Origin of the sequence: Rhizobium sp. CFBP 13726, assembly GCF_014841925.1 — a bacterium.
GTDB classification, from domain to species: Bacteria; Pseudomonadota; Alphaproteobacteria; order Rhizobiales; family Rhizobiaceae; genus Neorhizobium; species Neorhizobium soli.
Genome location: NZ_JACYUU010000002.1, coordinates 693,754 through 707,186 on the forward strand (window position 1 = coordinate 693,754; position 13,433 = coordinate 707,186).

A 13,433-nucleotide genomic window follows, 5' to 3' on the forward strand; every position below is an offset into this window, starting at 1 on the left:
CAGTGCCGAGGCGAAATGCTGTCTCGCAGTCTCATTTGGCGGGCGGCTTCGTATCCGCAGCCGACGTCAGCGGCGAAATCACCGATGGTGTCCCAGAGGTCGATGAGGCTCGAAATGGAAGTGGGTGTCTCGCTCATGGTCTGCATCGTACAAAAGGTACTGCGTCAACGCAAGCCAAAATCGTACACATTGCACGATAAATTTGAGCGATAATGTACGAATGGAATTGCCAAAGGACAGATTGAAGCAAGTGCGCGCCGCGGCAGGGTATGAGAGCCCGACCGATGCGGCGAACGCGTTCCCGCGTGAGATCAACAAGAATACCCTCATCAGCCACGAGAACGGCAATCGTCCGATCTCACGCAAGGCCGCCGAGAGATATGGCGAACTATTTGGCGCTAAGGCGGGGTGGATTCTGTTCGGTGATGGACCGGGAGAGGATACTGGAGCAGCGTTGAGCGACGTGACACTCAGCCGGGTGGGTATGACGGTCGGGCGCGTTGCCGGCGTGGTCGAGGCTGGCGCTTTCCGCGAGGTCGATGAGTTCGATCAGTCGGAGCCCATCGAGATCATGCTACCGCGGGACGAGAAGTTTCCGAACGCTCGGCAGCTGGTGTTCGATTGCGCTGGCGACAGCATGAATGATTTGCGCCCTCGCCCGATCTTTCCAGGCGATCGCCTCGTGTGCCTGGCTTATGAAGACATCGGGCATATTGAGTTGCGGTCGGGAATGGTTGTCATCGTTCAGCGATCACGGGACGGCGGTCACTTCCGAGAATGGTCGGTTAAGCAGATCGAGGTGTTCCCCGATCGAGCAGAGTTTCACCCTCGCTCCACTAACCCGAAACATAAGCCGATCATAGTCGAGCGTGACGACGAGGCGGACGAAGGCGTTACGGTTGAAGTGATCGCATTAGTTCGTCGCGTTATGAACGATCTGCCGGGGTTCTAACAGTTTAGTTTTCTTCAATATCAATAACGTCATGGACGTGGGTAACTGCGTAGGCCACAGGCTTGCCGCGGACCACTTTCGTATGCACGTCAACTATGAAACCTTTTTTATAGACGTTCTCGTCGGCTTCTCGAATTTCGTGTTTTAGCTTCCGCTCTGCTAGATCCGAACCATACGTGAGGCTGATCGACTTATCTGAAATTTCCTCGATCATGACTTTCTCGCCGGAAGGTTTCCCCAAGGATGCGGAATGAACGTCGCTCCGAGTAAATACCATAAGCACGCGTTCGTGCAGATCTTGCGCCGGCTTTTCCAATTCATGCTGGCGGTGTTCTATAACTTTCTCTGCCGCTCTTGCTTCGGATGTAGTGAATTCAAAACTGTAGCGAACTTTTCTTTTCCCATCCTCAAACACAGCAGCCTCTAGGCGCGATGTAGCTTTAGGATCGCGAGCAATCGCGGTGACGGCCTTTGAAAAGTCCTTGAACTCTTGCGGTGTGGTTGGAGCATCTTTGATTTGATCGTTGATAAGGGCTGAGAGCCTCCTGCCCCATCTTCTAACAAAATCCTCGACGATCATCACTTGGTCGGCGTTCGCAATGAATGGCGCGACGACCGCCATCGCGGGGATCATATCGACGATCGTCGATCCTTTGCGTACCTCCTTCACGAAGAAAGAGGCATCCCCCGCTAGGTCTTTGTGTTGCTCTTTCACGAAGCGCTCGAACTCGTTTCCGATCGCAACGAATTGCGCAACGAAGTCGCCGAGTTCGACTGGTTCTTTTGTTTCGAGTATATAGGTAAGATGGACGGGGCTTTCTCTCATAAGCCCAAGATAGCTGCTGATCATTGATACTCACCTAACAACTTTAGGCTGCGAAGTGTCGCAATCCTTTGAGATCGAACTGCCTACAAGCGTCCGCAATATCTTGGACGAACCACCTCTTGGGCGGATCGCACATGTAGCTTTCGCCATTTGGGCCGGGATAGTTCATGACTGGCAGCACACAGAACTCATCTTCATCACCGACCGGGGCGAATGGGCCCACAGTGAAGTCGTAGCCAGGGAAGCGGCGCGACAGGTAATCCTCGAATCGCTCCTTCGCCGCCGTGACTGCAGCCCGTTGCGCGTAAGGTGGCACGATGATGAAACTCAAGACTTCCCGCTCAATAGCCATTTGACATACCTCCATCGATCCCGAAGAGCCGGCCGATTACGCTTCCGCACGGCTGGCACCTGAACTGGATAGTTTCCAGATAAACGCTTTCGGTCAGTTCATCCGCATCACTCGGAATCCCCTCGCCTACCGGCATGACGATAAACTTCTGACTGTGTCGTAAGCAGTTCTCGCACCGGATATGGAGCGTGAACTCTGCTGATGCCTGAACTGCTGCCAACATTCCGTTCTCCTTCTGTTCTCATGAAAGCAGAACGAACCGGGGGAGTCGAATCGATTCTTCGCCAAACGCTAATTTTGCAAAATCGACGTTTATCGTACAAAATGTACTTGCGCTGAAATCGTACATAAAGTACGTTATCTCCATAGAAGCCGCCCACCAAACCGGGTCGGCGCCAGTGAGGAGAGACAGCATGGGCAAGGTGGTCGAGTTCAAGATCGACATTTCGACTTTCGATCCGGAAGCGTGGAAGCGTCTTGTTGAAGCTCGCAAGGCCGTTGCGGATATCGAGGCCGATATCGTCAAGGCCTATTCCAAAAGCGAACGCGCCAAGGCCGCTTACGATCTCGCAGGGTTTGGCGATTACGGCACGAAATACAACCCGATCACTCGTATCGACGCGAGCCGGATCAGCACATCTGTGAACGTGGACATCGACGACGGCAAGGCTACTGCATCGCCGCGCCCGACGCTCTACCTCGCAGAGAAGACCGTCAACATGCTCCTGAGCGGCAAGCTGCTCAATGACGATCAGAAGAAGGCCTTGCTCAAGCAAGTCGGCTTCGACGTAGACGCTCTCGAAACACCCACAGCCTGATCCGCTTCTTCCTCTCGCATCCGTGCGGGAGTGAGAAACCGATCCCAACGTGAGGGAAACGACATGGCATCCGCAGCAGAAACCACCACCCGCAAGCATCCGATCGAAGCGAATGAAACGCTCGTCGCTGTCGTCTGCAGCCAGCGCATCAAGCGCCAGTACCTGCAGGAAAGCTCCTTCTTCGGAAAGACGATGACGGCGGCAGAACTCCTTGGCGAGCTGGCCGACGACGAGATTGTCACCGTGCTTCGCGTCGATACCACGACATGGAAGTCGGAAGACATCACCGAGTATTGCGCCCGCCAGTTCCTCTACGCGATGGACGAGGAAGAAGGCATTGAGCTCGACGACGAGGATCGTTTCCCCGCCTACGTCAAGACCAGCAAGGCATGGGCGCTCTGGAAGGATGACCTCGAAGCATCCGCTCCTGTCCTCCCCGATCCCGATCGTCTTCACGACGAGCGCCGCGACCATCAGGCAATGGGGTGGGTGGCATGAACAAGGAACGCATCCTCGCGCTAGCCGACCTCATCGAGCAGCAGCTCCATACAACACCTAGCGCGCCGATCGGCTTCACGATGTCCGACTATGTGCACAGCTGCGGGACACCAGCCTGCATAGCCGGGTGGGCGGCTTGGGAGTCAGAGAACCAGCCTGACTTCCTCGATTGGCGGCAGGTCGACTTCAAGGCCACCAAATACCTTGGTCTCGATCAGGAAACCTCTGAAAAGCTGTTCGAACCTGAAGGCGTCAGTTCGTGGTTCGAGATCACGCCGGCACATGCCGCTTTCACACTCCGCCATCTGGCACGAGCCGGCGTCGTCGACTGGGCCGCATATGGCCGCGCCGCTCTCATGGAGAAGGCCGATGCATAGCGGAACCGACTTCGACGAAGAACTGATCCTCATCGAGGCGGGGAGCTTTGCCAAGCGCGCCGAAGAGATCAACCGCAAGATCATGGCACGGCAGAAGGCAGACGCCTTCCTCGTACCGCTCGCCTTTGCCGTGGCATTCGCCCTCATCGCGTCATCTTTCATCTTCTCCGCCATCCCGAACAGCAACCGGACGGCCAAGGTCGAACAGGAGTACTTTTCCTATGCCCAACGATAACCTTTGGAAGTGGTGGCAGGACGCCCTCGCCGGCAACCGTGGACCGATCCATGACAGCGACCCCCAGCAGGGCTTCTACCGCACTCGCTACAGGGACAAGCCTTGGGAGCCCGTGGCCATCTGGTTTGAGGATGGCAAGTGGCACGCCATACGCGGTGATCGCACTATCGACGCCTCCGAAATCTGGACGTTCTGCTGCCGGAACCCAATCACGCACGAAGCCTACACCAAGGCGATCGAAGGCGGCGGCTGGGACGACGAGCCGGAGCAGGTTCGCGGCATGGGCGACAATCTGCCCAGCGATCCGTTCGAAGCTTTGAAGTTGGAATTTGCCGGCGAGCAGGAGCTTGCCGACGCATTGCTCAAGTCCAAGGTCGAGACCCAGGATCAGGCGAACAAGATCGGCGTGCTGTCGAAGCGTATCGCAGGCATCTCCAAGCGCGCCACCGACCTGCACAAGGTCGAAAAGCAGCCGCACCTCGACGCCGGCCGGAACGTCGACAACAAATGGCGCGACCTGAAGGAGGAACCTGACACCCTCTCCAAGCGCCTCAAACGCCACCTCGATGCTTTCCTGCAGGAGGAAGCGCGCAAGGAACGCGATCGCCAGGCAGCAGCTCGCGCGGAAGCCGATCGCATTCAGCGGGAAGCTGATGCCGCCCGCATCGCCGCAGAACAAGCGTCCGCGAAGAACGACAACAGCGCGGCAGCAGAAGCAGAGGCCGAACGCCTCGCCCAGCAAGCTGCCGACGCCGCGAAGGAAACGCAGGCTCGAAACGCCAGCGCCGGCCGCACCGGTGCCAAGGTTTCGCTCCGCACCTTCGTCTTCGCCGAGATCACCGACTTCGATGCTCTCCTACTTTCGCTGAAGGACCGGGCGGAGATCCGCGAAGTCGTCGAGACGCTGGCGAACCGCGCGGCGCGCTCCGGCGTCGAGCTGGCCGGCATGGCGATCAAATCTGAACAGAGGGCTGCCTGATGAATGCTCACGTACCTGCATTATCCGCCGGCGGTCAGGTCATGGCCATTGTGCCGCAGACCTTCGAAGAAACGATGCGTGTCTCTCGCGCCGTCGTCGCTTCGGGCCTCGCGCCCTCTGCTCTTGTCGGCAAGCTCGAGGGTGACGCGGCGGCTGCTGCCGTCGCCGTTGCCATCATGTCCGGCGCCGAGCTCGGCCTTAAGCCTATGGTTAGCCTCCGAAGCTTCACCGTCATCAATGGCAAGCCGGCGCTGTATGGCGATGGCCTGATCAACGTCGTCCGGATGTCCGGCAAGGTCACCTACCTGCGGACCGGCTGCGACGAGGTCAACGGCAAGCTCATCGGCTTCTGTGAAGCGAAGCGGAGCGACACCGGTGAAGACAAGCGCGTCGAATTCAGCCAGGACGACGCCGTTCGGGCAGGCCTGTGGCAGACAGAAGCCGTCGTCACGAAGTGGAACAAGTGGGACAAGAAGAACGAACAGAAGCCGAATGACAGCCCTTGGTATCGCTTTCCGAAGCGGATGCTTGCATGGCGCGCGGCCGGCTACTGCCTTCGTGAACTTTTCGGCGACGTGCTCGGCGGCATTCGCGACGAGTTCGAAGCGCGCGAGATCGCCGACGCCGACGAGATGCGGGACGTAACCCCGACATCTGAAAGCCGTCCTACGCCTCCTAAGCCACCGAAGCCGCCAACGCCGCCGTCCGCGAAGACGATCGAAGCCGAGCCGGCCAAGGAAGATGCCGGTGAAGATCAGTTCGATCTTGGCGGCTATCTCGAGGAAATCGAAACGGCGCTTGGAAGCGCGGCGGATGAAGCCAGCGTCGAGGAGATCTGGAACGACTTCGATGCGCCGGCCACGCTGGAAAGCGAGGGCCATGCCGACATGATCGATGCGGCGTTCTCGATCAAGACGCGGCGTCTTGCGCAGCTTCACCCGATGAATGGCGGCTGATCCATGACCCAGCGCCAACGGTTCATCCTCATCAACGACAAGGTGCGCGCGAACGCCCTCGCCGCTGTTGCTGCTGCCGACGAAGGCAGCGCGATCAGCATCGGGCCGAAGACGCGCAGCGGAGACCAGAACGCAAAGTTTCATGCGATCTGCACCGACATAGCCAGCTCGCAGATGACGTGGGCTGGAAAGCGCCGGGATGCCGAAGCTTGGAAGGTCTTGCTCGTCTCCGGGCATACCGTTGCGACAGCCGGCGAGGTCGAGATCATTCCCGGCCTCGAAAACGAGTTCGTCAACATTCGCGAGAGCACCGCCCGCATGTCGGTCGGTCGCGCCGCGAGCCTCATCACCTACGCGATCGCCTTCTGCGACACGAACGGAATCCATCTCACCGAGACGATCCGTGGCGGCTTCCATGAGGGCGCAAACGATTGGAGAGCAGCATGAGCACCAGTGTCAAAGCGCACACGCGCGGCGCTCCCGATCCATTCGCACCGGTCATGGAAGCGAAACGGAAGCGCTTCGCGTCGAAATGGGGTGTCGAGCTCGTCTCCGCGAATGACGATCGCCTGGCAGCACCTATCCCCGATCCAGTACCGGGGCCGGCGCCTATGAGCCTAGCCGAGATCGCAGATCAGCTTGAGGAGCTATCGAAGCGGGCTGCCATGATCGGGAGGCAGCTATGAGCCGATCGACACCAGAGTGGATTGCCAAGAACGACGATGCCAAGATCCCCGATCGGGTGAAGGTGCGGATCCTCGAGCGCGAAAACTTCATCTGCCATCTCACCGGCTTGCGGATCGATCCGCTCAGGGACGAATACGATTTTGACCATAAGGTCTCGTTGATACTGGGCGGATCGCATCGCGAGTCCAACCTTTTCCCGGCTTTCAGGGAAGAGCACCGGAAGAAGACTGCGGTCGAGGTCGGCATCAAGTCGAAGATCGCCAAGGTTAAGAAGAAGCACCTCGGCATCACCAAGCCGAAATCTTCGCTCTCAGCCGGCCCGTACAAGCGCAAGATGAACGGCGATGTCGTCGACACCCGAACAGGAGAGGTAGTGAGCAGATGAGCAGTGAAACAAAGAACGTCGCCGCAGGCGAACCTGCCGGCTGGCTGTATCAGTTCAAGACCAGCCAGCCGATCTTCATGCTCGAAAAGCGCGACTGGGCAACTCCTACCTCAGGTTGGACCGAAACAGTGCTCTTCGCCGCTCCAGCCATGACCGAACAGAAGCGCCAGCCCATCACGGCTCTAACGCTCACCGAAGACCAGCAGAACGCGATCAGGTCCGTCGCAGCTCGCATGGAGGCTTCACCTGAAGCAGTCCTTAAGCGGGCGATCGGAAGCTACTGCGCGAAGTTCGGCAGCGAACGTGTGGCAAGCGAGGATAACACAACTAACGTGACGATATTAGGAGGCCAGCCATGACCGACATCAACATCTCCAAACAGGCATTCGACGACCTGACGAACATCGGGATCAAGATGTCGAACATCTGCTTCAATATGTCGTTTTCGGGGAGCATCGGCAAAGCCCAGAAGGCAATCCTGAAAGGTGCCAACCAGCGATGGGATGCAGCACTACGTGGCGCCAGATCGTCTGTGGCGGCTCTCGCAGTCGCGCCAGCCATGACCGAACAGAACAAGCAGTCAAGCCGGCCCTTCGCCTGGTACTGGTACGATCAGCACGGCTGCCTCTACATCACTGGGGACGATCGGAAGCCGGACCTGCCGGGCGACGCCCAGCCGCTCTACGCGACCGAACAGAACAAGCAGCCTGATACCCCAGCGCCCGTGCAGTTGACCGTCTGCCGAGAGTGCGCAGGTAGAGGAAAGGTCATCTATGACGGCGACTGCTACGAGGACTGCGAAACCTGCAAAGGTGATCGTTTCCTTGAAGCATTGTCACCCCAGACGCAGGCGGCGTCCCCTATGTCAGAAACCACCCCTGTTTCTGAAACAGACGGAGCGGCTATTTCAGAAAGGGTGGGGGGATGAGCGCTGATCGAGATGGGAAGCAAGCCGGCCCGCTGATGAAGCGGGTCACGATAGAGGGTAGAGACCACTTCCTGCCTGTCGATGCCAAGCTTGCTGAGCCGTTCCCAGCCGGGGGGACGGAAGAGGAGCAGATGACGTGGATGGATAAGCACATGGCAGAAGAGCTTGGAGGGACATGGTGATGACGGGTTTGCCAACGGTATTCACCCCCGAGCAGGTGGCGGAACACATAGGCTGGAGCGAACGCAAACTGCGCGAGTTCGCTAGAGAGCTTGGCGCCTGTCGAGTTTTAGGCAATCGTATGGTGCTCACTCAGCAAGACTTCGATGCGATCATGGAGGCCAGCAGGCCATGCCCATCACCCTCTACAAACGCCCCGGCGGCAAGGTCTTCCACTACCGTGGCACTATCAACGGGCAAAGGTTACGCGGGTCTACTGGAACTGCGAAGAAAGCAATTGCAGAGCGATTCATCAGCCAGCTCGAAGAAAAGCACTGGAAAGGTGATTTCGATGGCCCAGAAGCCATCCTAAGATTTTCAGATGCGGCCGCTCATTACCGGATGGCCGAGCGGTCGCATCGATTCCTTCAGATGGTCGAGGACTATTGGAAGGATACCCTCGTCAAATCGATCGCCTCTGGTGCTGTGCGCAAGGCCGCTATGGCGCTCTATCCGAAAGCGACAGGCGCAACGCGGAACCGTCACGTGATCGTGCCGACGCAGGCAGTGATCAACCACGCTGCATCACTCGATCTATGCAGCCCGCTCAAGGTCGAGCGATTCCCGGAGAACTACAAGATCAAGACGCCGGTGACATGGGAATGGGTGCAGGCATTCATGGCCGCATCGAACCCGCACCTGGCGGCGCTCTGCTGTTTCATGTTCTTGACCGGCGCCAGAGTGAGCGAAGCGATCAATCTTCGTTGGGAGGATGTGGATCTCGTCAAGCGCCGCGCAAAAATCCGGCAGACAAAGATCGGGGACGAGCGAAACGCTCATCTGCCGGCCGCGCTCATCGCAGCAATTGCGAATATCGATAGCGATCGGGAACGTGGGTCAAAGGTCTTCAAATATTCGACGCGCAACACAGCCAACCCGCAATGGGTGAAGGCTTGCAAGCGCGCGGGCATTCCGTTTTACAGCTTCCATTGCTGCCGGCATGGGTTCGCAACCTCGCTCTTGCACAAAGGCGTAGATCCGATCACAGTTTCGAAGCTTGGCGGGTGGAAGTCTGCTCAGCACGTCTTCGAGACATACGGGCACGCGATGAGCGACGATACCCTCGCGGATCGGCTGACTGACACACCAGTGACACCGGCGGCAGCTGTGTCAATGCAAACAATTGGGAAAACAAAGGGTTAGCGTGGAAGACTTGTACCCTCGTTGGGGAGGAGTGTCCCGCCGCCGTGGATAGTGGAAAGATGAGAAAAGCGCAAGTGAAAATGGATTTCTGGAGAGTGCGGCTAGCAAGATCGCGCTGATGGACGCGGAGTAGCACAAGACCAAGATCGGTCCGCTAGCATATGTATGATATGCCGATTCCCCGACTGATCACCCTTGCAAAGTCCAAAAGACTATCGCGCCGATAGTGTCGATATGGCTTGCAGCCCTGCAACGTCAGTGCGTCTCCAGCAATATGAGTCTGAAGCCCGCAGCCTATCGGGAAACTTTTCTCCTCCCAGGCTGTTTGACAGCTTACCTACAGATCCAGGAGCAGACCATGAAACGCTTTTTTGTACTGGCTGCAGCAGGCCTCCTCACGGCCTGCTCGACATCACAGGTCGACCTTTCCCCCATCCCCGGGAGCATCACATACAAAGGGCAGCCTCACACGCGGCTGAAAAACGCACCGGTGGGAAGCAGGATACCCCATGAATTTCGCAACCAGTTCGGTGAACGGATCAGCGAAACTTACGTCATCGAACCTGATCGTAGCCTGCGCATAATCGACAGACACAGGATCGACGGTCCGTTCGATGACTGACCGTCGATCAGACTTCCCTGAAAGCCCTGGATTGGTCGCCTAGACAGTTGACGCCGCGATCTGGCTCTAGCGCGCCTCCTCGTGACGCTCTTAGTGTACCAGTGAGATGAAAGGGCAGAGGCAACCGGTCATCGTCCGAGGCAGGCAAACGACAAAAGGCCGCCCGGAAGGCGACCCTTTTTTCTCGAGGTCGAGATAAAGCTTACTTATAGACCAGCGGAGCCGGTTCCGGCTCGTAGGCGACGGGTGTCGCGCAGCCGCCGAAGACGTAGCGAGCGCCAAGGCGTGCTTCGTGGCTGTAGAAGCCCTTGTCGCGGCCCGGACCACCATTCGAGGCGTAACCGAACATGTCGCCGCCGTCGACATAGCGGAAGCGGTAGCCGACATCGGCCTTGACGTTGCAGGTCACGTCGATGGTCGCGCCAGCCATCAGGGCACCGGTCGCGCGCCACGAGCCCTTGCCGCCGTGTTCAACCGAATCATCGCACAGCGCCGGGTTTCCGGTGGCGCAGGACGTGTTGCGCAGCTTGTCCCATTTCACGTAGGTCGCACCGATACCGGCGCCGACATAGGGCGTGAAATAGGCGTATGTGCCGAGATCGACATAAACGTTGGCGAGAAGGCTATAGGCCCTCATCGATGCACGATCCTTGGAGATGCAGTCCGCCGCCACGCCGCAGCTGCCGCTCGTCGACCCTTCAAAGTCGCTCTTCGTCAGGTAGTCGAAAGTCACGTCCGAGCGAAGGTAGTTGTTGATCTGGTAACCGACACCACCGCCGAACGTGAAGCTGTCGTCGATATCCGTCGACCGGAAATCCGTTTCGCTTGCCGAGCTGCCGCCCTGAAAGAACTTCGCGCCGCGCAGCTTGTTGAAGGAATAACCGACGTCGCCGCGCAGGTACCACCCGGTCGACTCCTGAACGGTCACTTCCGGTGCATCCTGAAAGGCTTCCGGCTGCGGCTGATAGACATCCGCGGAATAGGCAACGGTGGTCGTCAGCAAGAACGCCATCGTGGCTGCTAGGCACTTCTTCATGGCTCATCTCCAAGCTTGTCGCGTCAATGGCAGGCACGACGCCCGGCCACCTCTTTGACAATGAAGAATGAAGAAAAAAGGTTAAATGCTGATTAACTATAACCCCAGCAAGGTTATATTCGTGAAGATTTGCGGTTAACAGCACACTGCTCTTAACGACATGTTCACATTATATAAGTGAATTCTAAAAAATTATCGGCGAATTTTTCGTGAATGACGCCCTCGCTTGCCGCCCACTCGCGTCGGTCAGCCTTCCCGGTCCGCTTTGGCTTTGCGTTTCAGCTCGGCCACGGATCGAAGATGGTCGGCGAGCGCAGTCCTCAGTTTTTCCTGCTCATGCCTTGCGACAAGTTTGACCGCTGCCCTGCGGACAGCTTCGATTTTCACGTGCTGCATCTCTTCCATCCCGTCCTTGCGGGAAAGAGAACGCACCATCTCGAAGTTCGATCCCTAAAAAATCAGGGGTAACTTCTTGGCGAGCCAAGACGTTATCGGCGAACCGATCTGCTGCTTCGGAGTTGTCCGTTCTGCATAGGAAAGGGTCAGGTTTTGACACAACTGAATACCGATACTGGGAAATCATTGGCGGTCCACGCCGACGTGCCGCGACCGATCGCCGAACATGGTGCGGTCGGCAATCTGAGAACCCTGGCGCTGGTTGCGCGCGATGGTGCGATCGATTTTCTCTGCTGGCCGGATCTGGACAGTCCCAGCATCTTCGCCGCACTCCTCGATCCGGAAAAGGGCGGCGCGTTCGAGCTTTCGCCTGACATCGACGATGCCCGTCGTCTGCAGATGTATATCCCCGAGACCAACGTCCTCCTCACCCGCTGGCTCGGACAGCACCAGAGCGCCGAAGTGGTCGATCTGATGCCGGTGCCAAAAACCGAGGACGGGGTGGAGAACCTGATCCGCCGGGTTGAAGTCACCCGCGGCGAGATGACGTTTTCGCTGCGTTGCTGGCCGCGCTTCGACTATGCGCGCAAGGTGCCCGAGGTCACGGTCGACGGCGGCGTGTCAACGTTCCGCTGCGGTGATTTCACCCTTCGCCTCTCGGGCCCGGTGACCTTCGAAAAGGAAGACGGCGGTGTCAGCGCCACGTTTTCATTGAAAGCCGGAGAGACGGCCGACTTTGTTCTGGACGGAAACGACGGCGACGTCTGGGACAAGGACGCTGTCAGCGCTGCAATCGCGGACGCCATAGAATACTGGCAGGGCTGGGCAAAACGCTCGACCTATACCGGTCGCTGGCGCTCCTCCGTCACGCGCTCGGCACTGGCGCTCAAGCTTTTGACCTCGCAAAAGAACGGTTCCATTGCCGCAGCGGGAACATTCGGTTTGCCCGAAGCTCCGGGCGGCCCGCGAAACTGGGATTACCGTGCGACCTGGATCCGGGATGCCTCCTTCACGATCTACGCGCTGATGCGCCTTGGCTATCAGGACGAAGCGAACGCATTTTCCCATTGGCTCGTCGACAGGACGGACCGGTCGCCAGGTGGGGAAATACAGATCATGTACAATCTCGATGGCAGTCGCGTTGACACCGAACAGGAACTCGACCACCTCTCGGGCTATGGTGGCGCCAAACCCATCCGCGTCGGCAACAACGCAGCTGAACAGATCCAGCTGGACATCTACGGCGAGCTTCTCGATTCGGTCTATATCAGCAACAAATACGGCGAGGCGATCTCCCACGACAACTGGAATGCAGTCCGGCGCATCGTCGACCACGTCTGCGACATCTGGCAAGACGCCGATGCCGGCATATGGGAAATCCGCAGCGAGCCGCAGGAACATCTGCATTCCCGGCTTATGTGCTGGGTCGCGGTGGATCGTGCCATCCGGCTCGCGCAGAAGCGGTCGCTAACAGCTCCGTTCGGACGCTGGGTCGAGGCACGCAATGCCATCAGCGACGATATCTGGGCAAACTTCTGGAATGCCGATCTCGGGCACTTCGTTCATGCCAAGGGCGGCAGTGATCTCGACGCGTCCATGCTGATGATGCCGCTCGTGCGCTTCATCAGTGCCACCGACCCGGCCTGGCTGGCGACGCTCGATGCAATCGGCAACGAACTTGCCGATGATGCGCTCGTCATGCGCTACAAGCGCAAGGACGGCCTGGACGGCGATGAAGGCTTCTTCGCCGCCTGTTCATTCTGGTATGTGGAATGCCTCGCTCGCGCCGGTCGTCTGGCCGAAGCCGAGATCAACATGGAAAAGCTGCTTCTGTTCGGCAATCACCTGCAGCTCTATGCGGAAGAATTCGATCCGCGCGGTGAGTTCCTCGGCAATTTCCCGCAGGCCTTTACCCACCTCGCCCTGATCAGCGCCGCCTTCTACCTCGACGGCGCACTGGACGGCAAGTTCAGGCAGTGGCGGCCGTAACCAGCGAACGGCCACAAGGTCGTGGCCCATCCCTC

Annotated in this window: 20 protein-coding genes; 17 read left to right on the forward strand and 3 right to left on the reverse strand. The window is 58.3% G+C overall.

Features of this window, described 5'->3' with window-relative positions:
* Positions 1–220: 220 nt before the first annotated feature.
* On the forward strand, positions 221–952 hold the full coding sequence (locus tag IFT66_RS10535) for a peptidase S24 (RefSeq protein WP_192077585.1): 732 nt from the start codon (positions 221–223) through the stop codon (positions 950–952).
* A 4-nt stretch (positions 953–956) separates the two neighbouring features.
* Here the strand turns inward: IFT66_RS10535 and IFT66_RS10540 are convergent, their stop codons facing one another.
* Both IFT66_RS10540 and IFT66_RS10545 read right to left on the reverse strand, forming a co-directional pair.
* Entirely contained in the window at positions 957–1,802 is an 846-nt protein-coding gene (locus tag IFT66_RS10540; RefSeq protein ID WP_192077586.1) for a hypothetical protein, read from the reverse strand.
* A 19-nt stretch (positions 1,803–1,821) separates the two neighbouring features.
* Positions 1,822–2,130, reverse strand: a complete 309-nt coding sequence (locus IFT66_RS10545; protein WP_192077587.1) for a hypothetical protein — start codon at positions 2,128–2,130, stop codon at positions 1,822–1,824.
* A 413-nt stretch (positions 2,131–2,543) separates the two neighbouring features.
* Here IFT66_RS10545 and IFT66_RS10550 point away from each other — a divergent pair, with 413 nt between their 5' ends.
* The 14 genes from IFT66_RS10550 (at position 2,544) to IFT66_RS10615 (ending at position 9,977) form a co-directional block, all read left to right on the forward strand.
* A complete protein-coding gene (locus IFT66_RS10550) occupies positions 2,544–2,948 on the forward strand; it encodes a hypothetical protein (RefSeq protein ID WP_192077588.1) in 405 nt (134 codons plus the stop codon).
* A gap of 63 nt (positions 2,949–3,011) precedes the next feature.
* On the forward strand, positions 3,012–3,446 hold the full coding sequence (locus IFT66_RS10555; RefSeq protein ID WP_192077589.1) for a hypothetical protein: 435 nt from the start codon (positions 3,012–3,014) through the stop codon (positions 3,444–3,446).
* Positions 3,443–3,823 carry a hypothetical protein gene (locus IFT66_RS10560; RefSeq protein ID WP_192077590.1) on the forward strand — a complete coding sequence of 127 codons (381 nt, stop codon included), beginning with the start codon at positions 3,443–3,445 and terminating at the stop codon, positions 3,821–3,823. The genes IFT66_RS10555 and IFT66_RS10560 overlap by 4 nt, the downstream gene beginning before the upstream one ends.
* Complete coding sequence (locus IFT66_RS10565) at positions 3,816–4,058, forward strand: hypothetical protein (RefSeq protein ID WP_192077591.1); 243 nt, start codon at positions 3,816–3,818, stop codon at positions 4,056–4,058. The genes IFT66_RS10560 and IFT66_RS10565 overlap by 8 nt, the downstream gene beginning before the upstream one ends.
* Positions 4,045–5,037: a hypothetical protein gene (locus IFT66_RS10570; RefSeq protein ID WP_192077592.1), complete on the forward strand. Its 993-nt coding sequence runs from the start codon at positions 4,045–4,047 to the stop codon at positions 5,035–5,037. The genes IFT66_RS10565 and IFT66_RS10570 overlap by 14 nt, the downstream gene beginning before the upstream one ends.
* A 41-nt stretch (positions 5,038–5,078) precedes the next feature.
* A complete protein-coding gene (locus tag IFT66_RS10575) occupies positions 5,079–5,993 on the forward strand; it encodes a recombinase RecT (protein WP_249406423.1) in 915 nt (304 codons plus the stop codon).
* A 3-nt stretch (positions 5,994–5,996) separates the two neighbouring features.
* A complete protein-coding gene (locus IFT66_RS10580; RefSeq protein ID WP_192077594.1) occupies positions 5,997–6,440 on the forward strand; it encodes a recombination protein NinB in 444 nt (147 codons plus the stop codon).
* The gene (locus IFT66_RS10585) at positions 6,437–6,679 is read left to right on the forward strand and encodes a hypothetical protein (protein ID WP_192077595.1); all 243 of its coding nucleotides are present in this window, start codon (positions 6,437–6,439) and stop codon (positions 6,677–6,679) included. Before IFT66_RS10580 ends, IFT66_RS10585 begins: the two co-directional genes overlap by 4 nt.
* Positions 6,676–7,065 (forward strand): HNH endonuclease, encoded by a 390-nt coding sequence (locus tag IFT66_RS10590; protein ID WP_192077596.1) that lies wholly within the window; start codon positions 6,676–6,678, stop codon positions 7,063–7,065. The genes IFT66_RS10585 and IFT66_RS10590 overlap by 4 nt, the downstream gene beginning before the upstream one ends.
* Positions 7,062–7,424, forward strand: a complete 363-nt coding sequence (locus IFT66_RS10595; protein ID WP_192077597.1) for a hypothetical protein — start codon at positions 7,062–7,064, stop codon at positions 7,422–7,424. The genes IFT66_RS10590 and IFT66_RS10595 overlap by 4 nt, the downstream gene beginning before the upstream one ends.
* Positions 7,421–7,993: a hypothetical protein gene (locus IFT66_RS10600; protein ID WP_192077598.1), complete on the forward strand. Its 573-nt coding sequence runs from the start codon at positions 7,421–7,423 to the stop codon at positions 7,991–7,993. Before IFT66_RS10595 ends, IFT66_RS10600 begins: the two co-directional genes overlap by 4 nt.
* On the forward strand, positions 7,990–8,175 hold the full coding sequence (locus tag IFT66_RS10605) for a hypothetical protein (protein ID WP_192077599.1): 186 nt from the start codon (positions 7,990–7,992) through the stop codon (positions 8,173–8,175). The genes IFT66_RS10600 and IFT66_RS10605 overlap by 4 nt, the downstream gene beginning before the upstream one ends.
* Positions 8,176–8,344: 169 nt before the next feature.
* Positions 8,345–9,355 carry a tyrosine-type recombinase/integrase gene (locus tag IFT66_RS10610; RefSeq protein ID WP_192077600.1) on the forward strand — a complete coding sequence of 337 codons (1,011 nt, stop codon included), beginning with the start codon at positions 8,345–8,347 and terminating at the stop codon, positions 9,353–9,355.
* Positions 9,356–9,713: 358 nt separating this feature from the next.
* Entirely contained in the window at positions 9,714–9,977 is a 264-nt protein-coding gene (locus IFT66_RS10615) for a hypothetical protein (RefSeq protein WP_062583120.1), read from the forward strand.
* Positions 9,978–10,179: 202 nt separating this feature from the next.
* Here the strand turns inward: IFT66_RS10615 and IFT66_RS10620 are convergent, their stop codons facing one another.
* Positions 10,180–11,013: an outer membrane protein gene (locus tag IFT66_RS10620; RefSeq protein WP_062460728.1), complete on the reverse strand. Its 834-nt coding sequence runs from the start codon at positions 11,011–11,013 to the stop codon at positions 10,180–10,182.
* Positions 11,014–11,226: 213 nt separating this feature from the next.
* Here IFT66_RS10620 and IFT66_RS23405 point away from each other — a divergent pair, with 213 nt between their 5' ends.
* Both IFT66_RS23405 and IFT66_RS10630 read left to right on the forward strand, forming a co-directional pair.
* Positions 11,227–11,481 carry a hypothetical protein gene (locus tag IFT66_RS23405; protein ID WP_207105883.1) on the forward strand — a complete coding sequence of 85 codons (255 nt, stop codon included), beginning with the start codon at positions 11,227–11,229 and terminating at the stop codon, positions 11,479–11,481.
* 81 nt (positions 11,482–11,562) lie between these two features.
* Positions 11,563–13,398, forward strand: a complete 1,836-nt coding sequence (locus tag IFT66_RS10630; protein WP_092659909.1) for a glycoside hydrolase family 15 protein — start codon at positions 11,563–11,565, stop codon at positions 13,396–13,398.
* Positions 13,399–13,433: the final 35 nt, after the last annotated feature.

Coding starts and splice junctions, on each gene's coding strand:
- IFT66_RS10535 (WP_192077585.1), top strand. CDS start 221: ATGGAATTGCCAAAGGACAGATTGAAGCAAGTGCGCGCCGCGGCAGGG.
- IFT66_RS10540 (WP_192077586.1), bottom strand. CDS start 1,802: ATGATCAGCAGCTATCTTGGGCTTATGAGAGAAAGCCCCGTCCATCTT.
- IFT66_RS10545 (WP_192077587.1), bottom strand. CDS start 2,130: ATGGCTATTGAGCGGGAAGTCTTGAGTTTCATCATCGTGCCACCTTAC.
- IFT66_RS10550 (WP_192077588.1), top strand. CDS start 2,544: ATGGGCAAGGTGGTCGAGTTCAAGATCGACATTTCGACTTTCGATCCG.
- IFT66_RS10555 (WP_192077589.1), top strand. CDS start 3,012: ATGGCATCCGCAGCAGAAACCACCACCCGCAAGCATCCGATCGAAGCG.
- IFT66_RS10560 (WP_192077590.1), top strand. CDS start 3,443: ATGAACAAGGAACGCATCCTCGCGCTAGCCGACCTCATCGAGCAGCAG.
- IFT66_RS10565 (WP_192077591.1), top strand. CDS start 3,816: ATGCATAGCGGAACCGACTTCGACGAAGAACTGATCCTCATCGAGGCG.
- IFT66_RS10570 (WP_192077592.1), top strand. CDS start 4,045: ATGCCCAACGATAACCTTTGGAAGTGGTGGCAGGACGCCCTCGCCGGC.
- IFT66_RS10575 (WP_249406423.1), top strand. CDS start 5,079: ATGGCCATTGTGCCGCAGACCTTCGAAGAAACGATGCGTGTCTCTCGC.
- IFT66_RS10580 (WP_192077594.1), top strand. CDS start 5,997: ATGACCCAGCGCCAACGGTTCATCCTCATCAACGACAAGGTGCGCGCG.
- IFT66_RS10585 (WP_192077595.1), top strand. CDS start 6,437: ATGAGCACCAGTGTCAAAGCGCACACGCGCGGCGCTCCCGATCCATTC.
- IFT66_RS10590 (WP_192077596.1), top strand. CDS start 6,676: ATGAGCCGATCGACACCAGAGTGGATTGCCAAGAACGACGATGCCAAG.
- IFT66_RS10595 (WP_192077597.1), top strand. CDS start 7,062: ATGAGCAGTGAAACAAAGAACGTCGCCGCAGGCGAACCTGCCGGCTGG.
- IFT66_RS10600 (WP_192077598.1), top strand. CDS start 7,421: ATGACCGACATCAACATCTCCAAACAGGCATTCGACGACCTGACGAAC.
- IFT66_RS10605 (WP_192077599.1), top strand. CDS start 7,990: ATGAGCGCTGATCGAGATGGGAAGCAAGCCGGCCCGCTGATGAAGCGG.
- IFT66_RS10610 (WP_192077600.1), top strand. CDS start 8,345: ATGCCCATCACCCTCTACAAACGCCCCGGCGGCAAGGTCTTCCACTAC.
- IFT66_RS10615 (WP_062583120.1), top strand. CDS start 9,714: ATGAAACGCTTTTTTGTACTGGCTGCAGCAGGCCTCCTCACGGCCTGC.
- IFT66_RS10620 (WP_062460728.1), bottom strand. CDS start 11,013: ATGAAGAAGTGCCTAGCAGCCACGATGGCGTTCTTGCTGACGACCACC.
- IFT66_RS23405 (WP_207105883.1), top strand. CDS start 11,227: ATGACGCCCTCGCTTGCCGCCCACTCGCGTCGGTCAGCCTTCCCGGTC.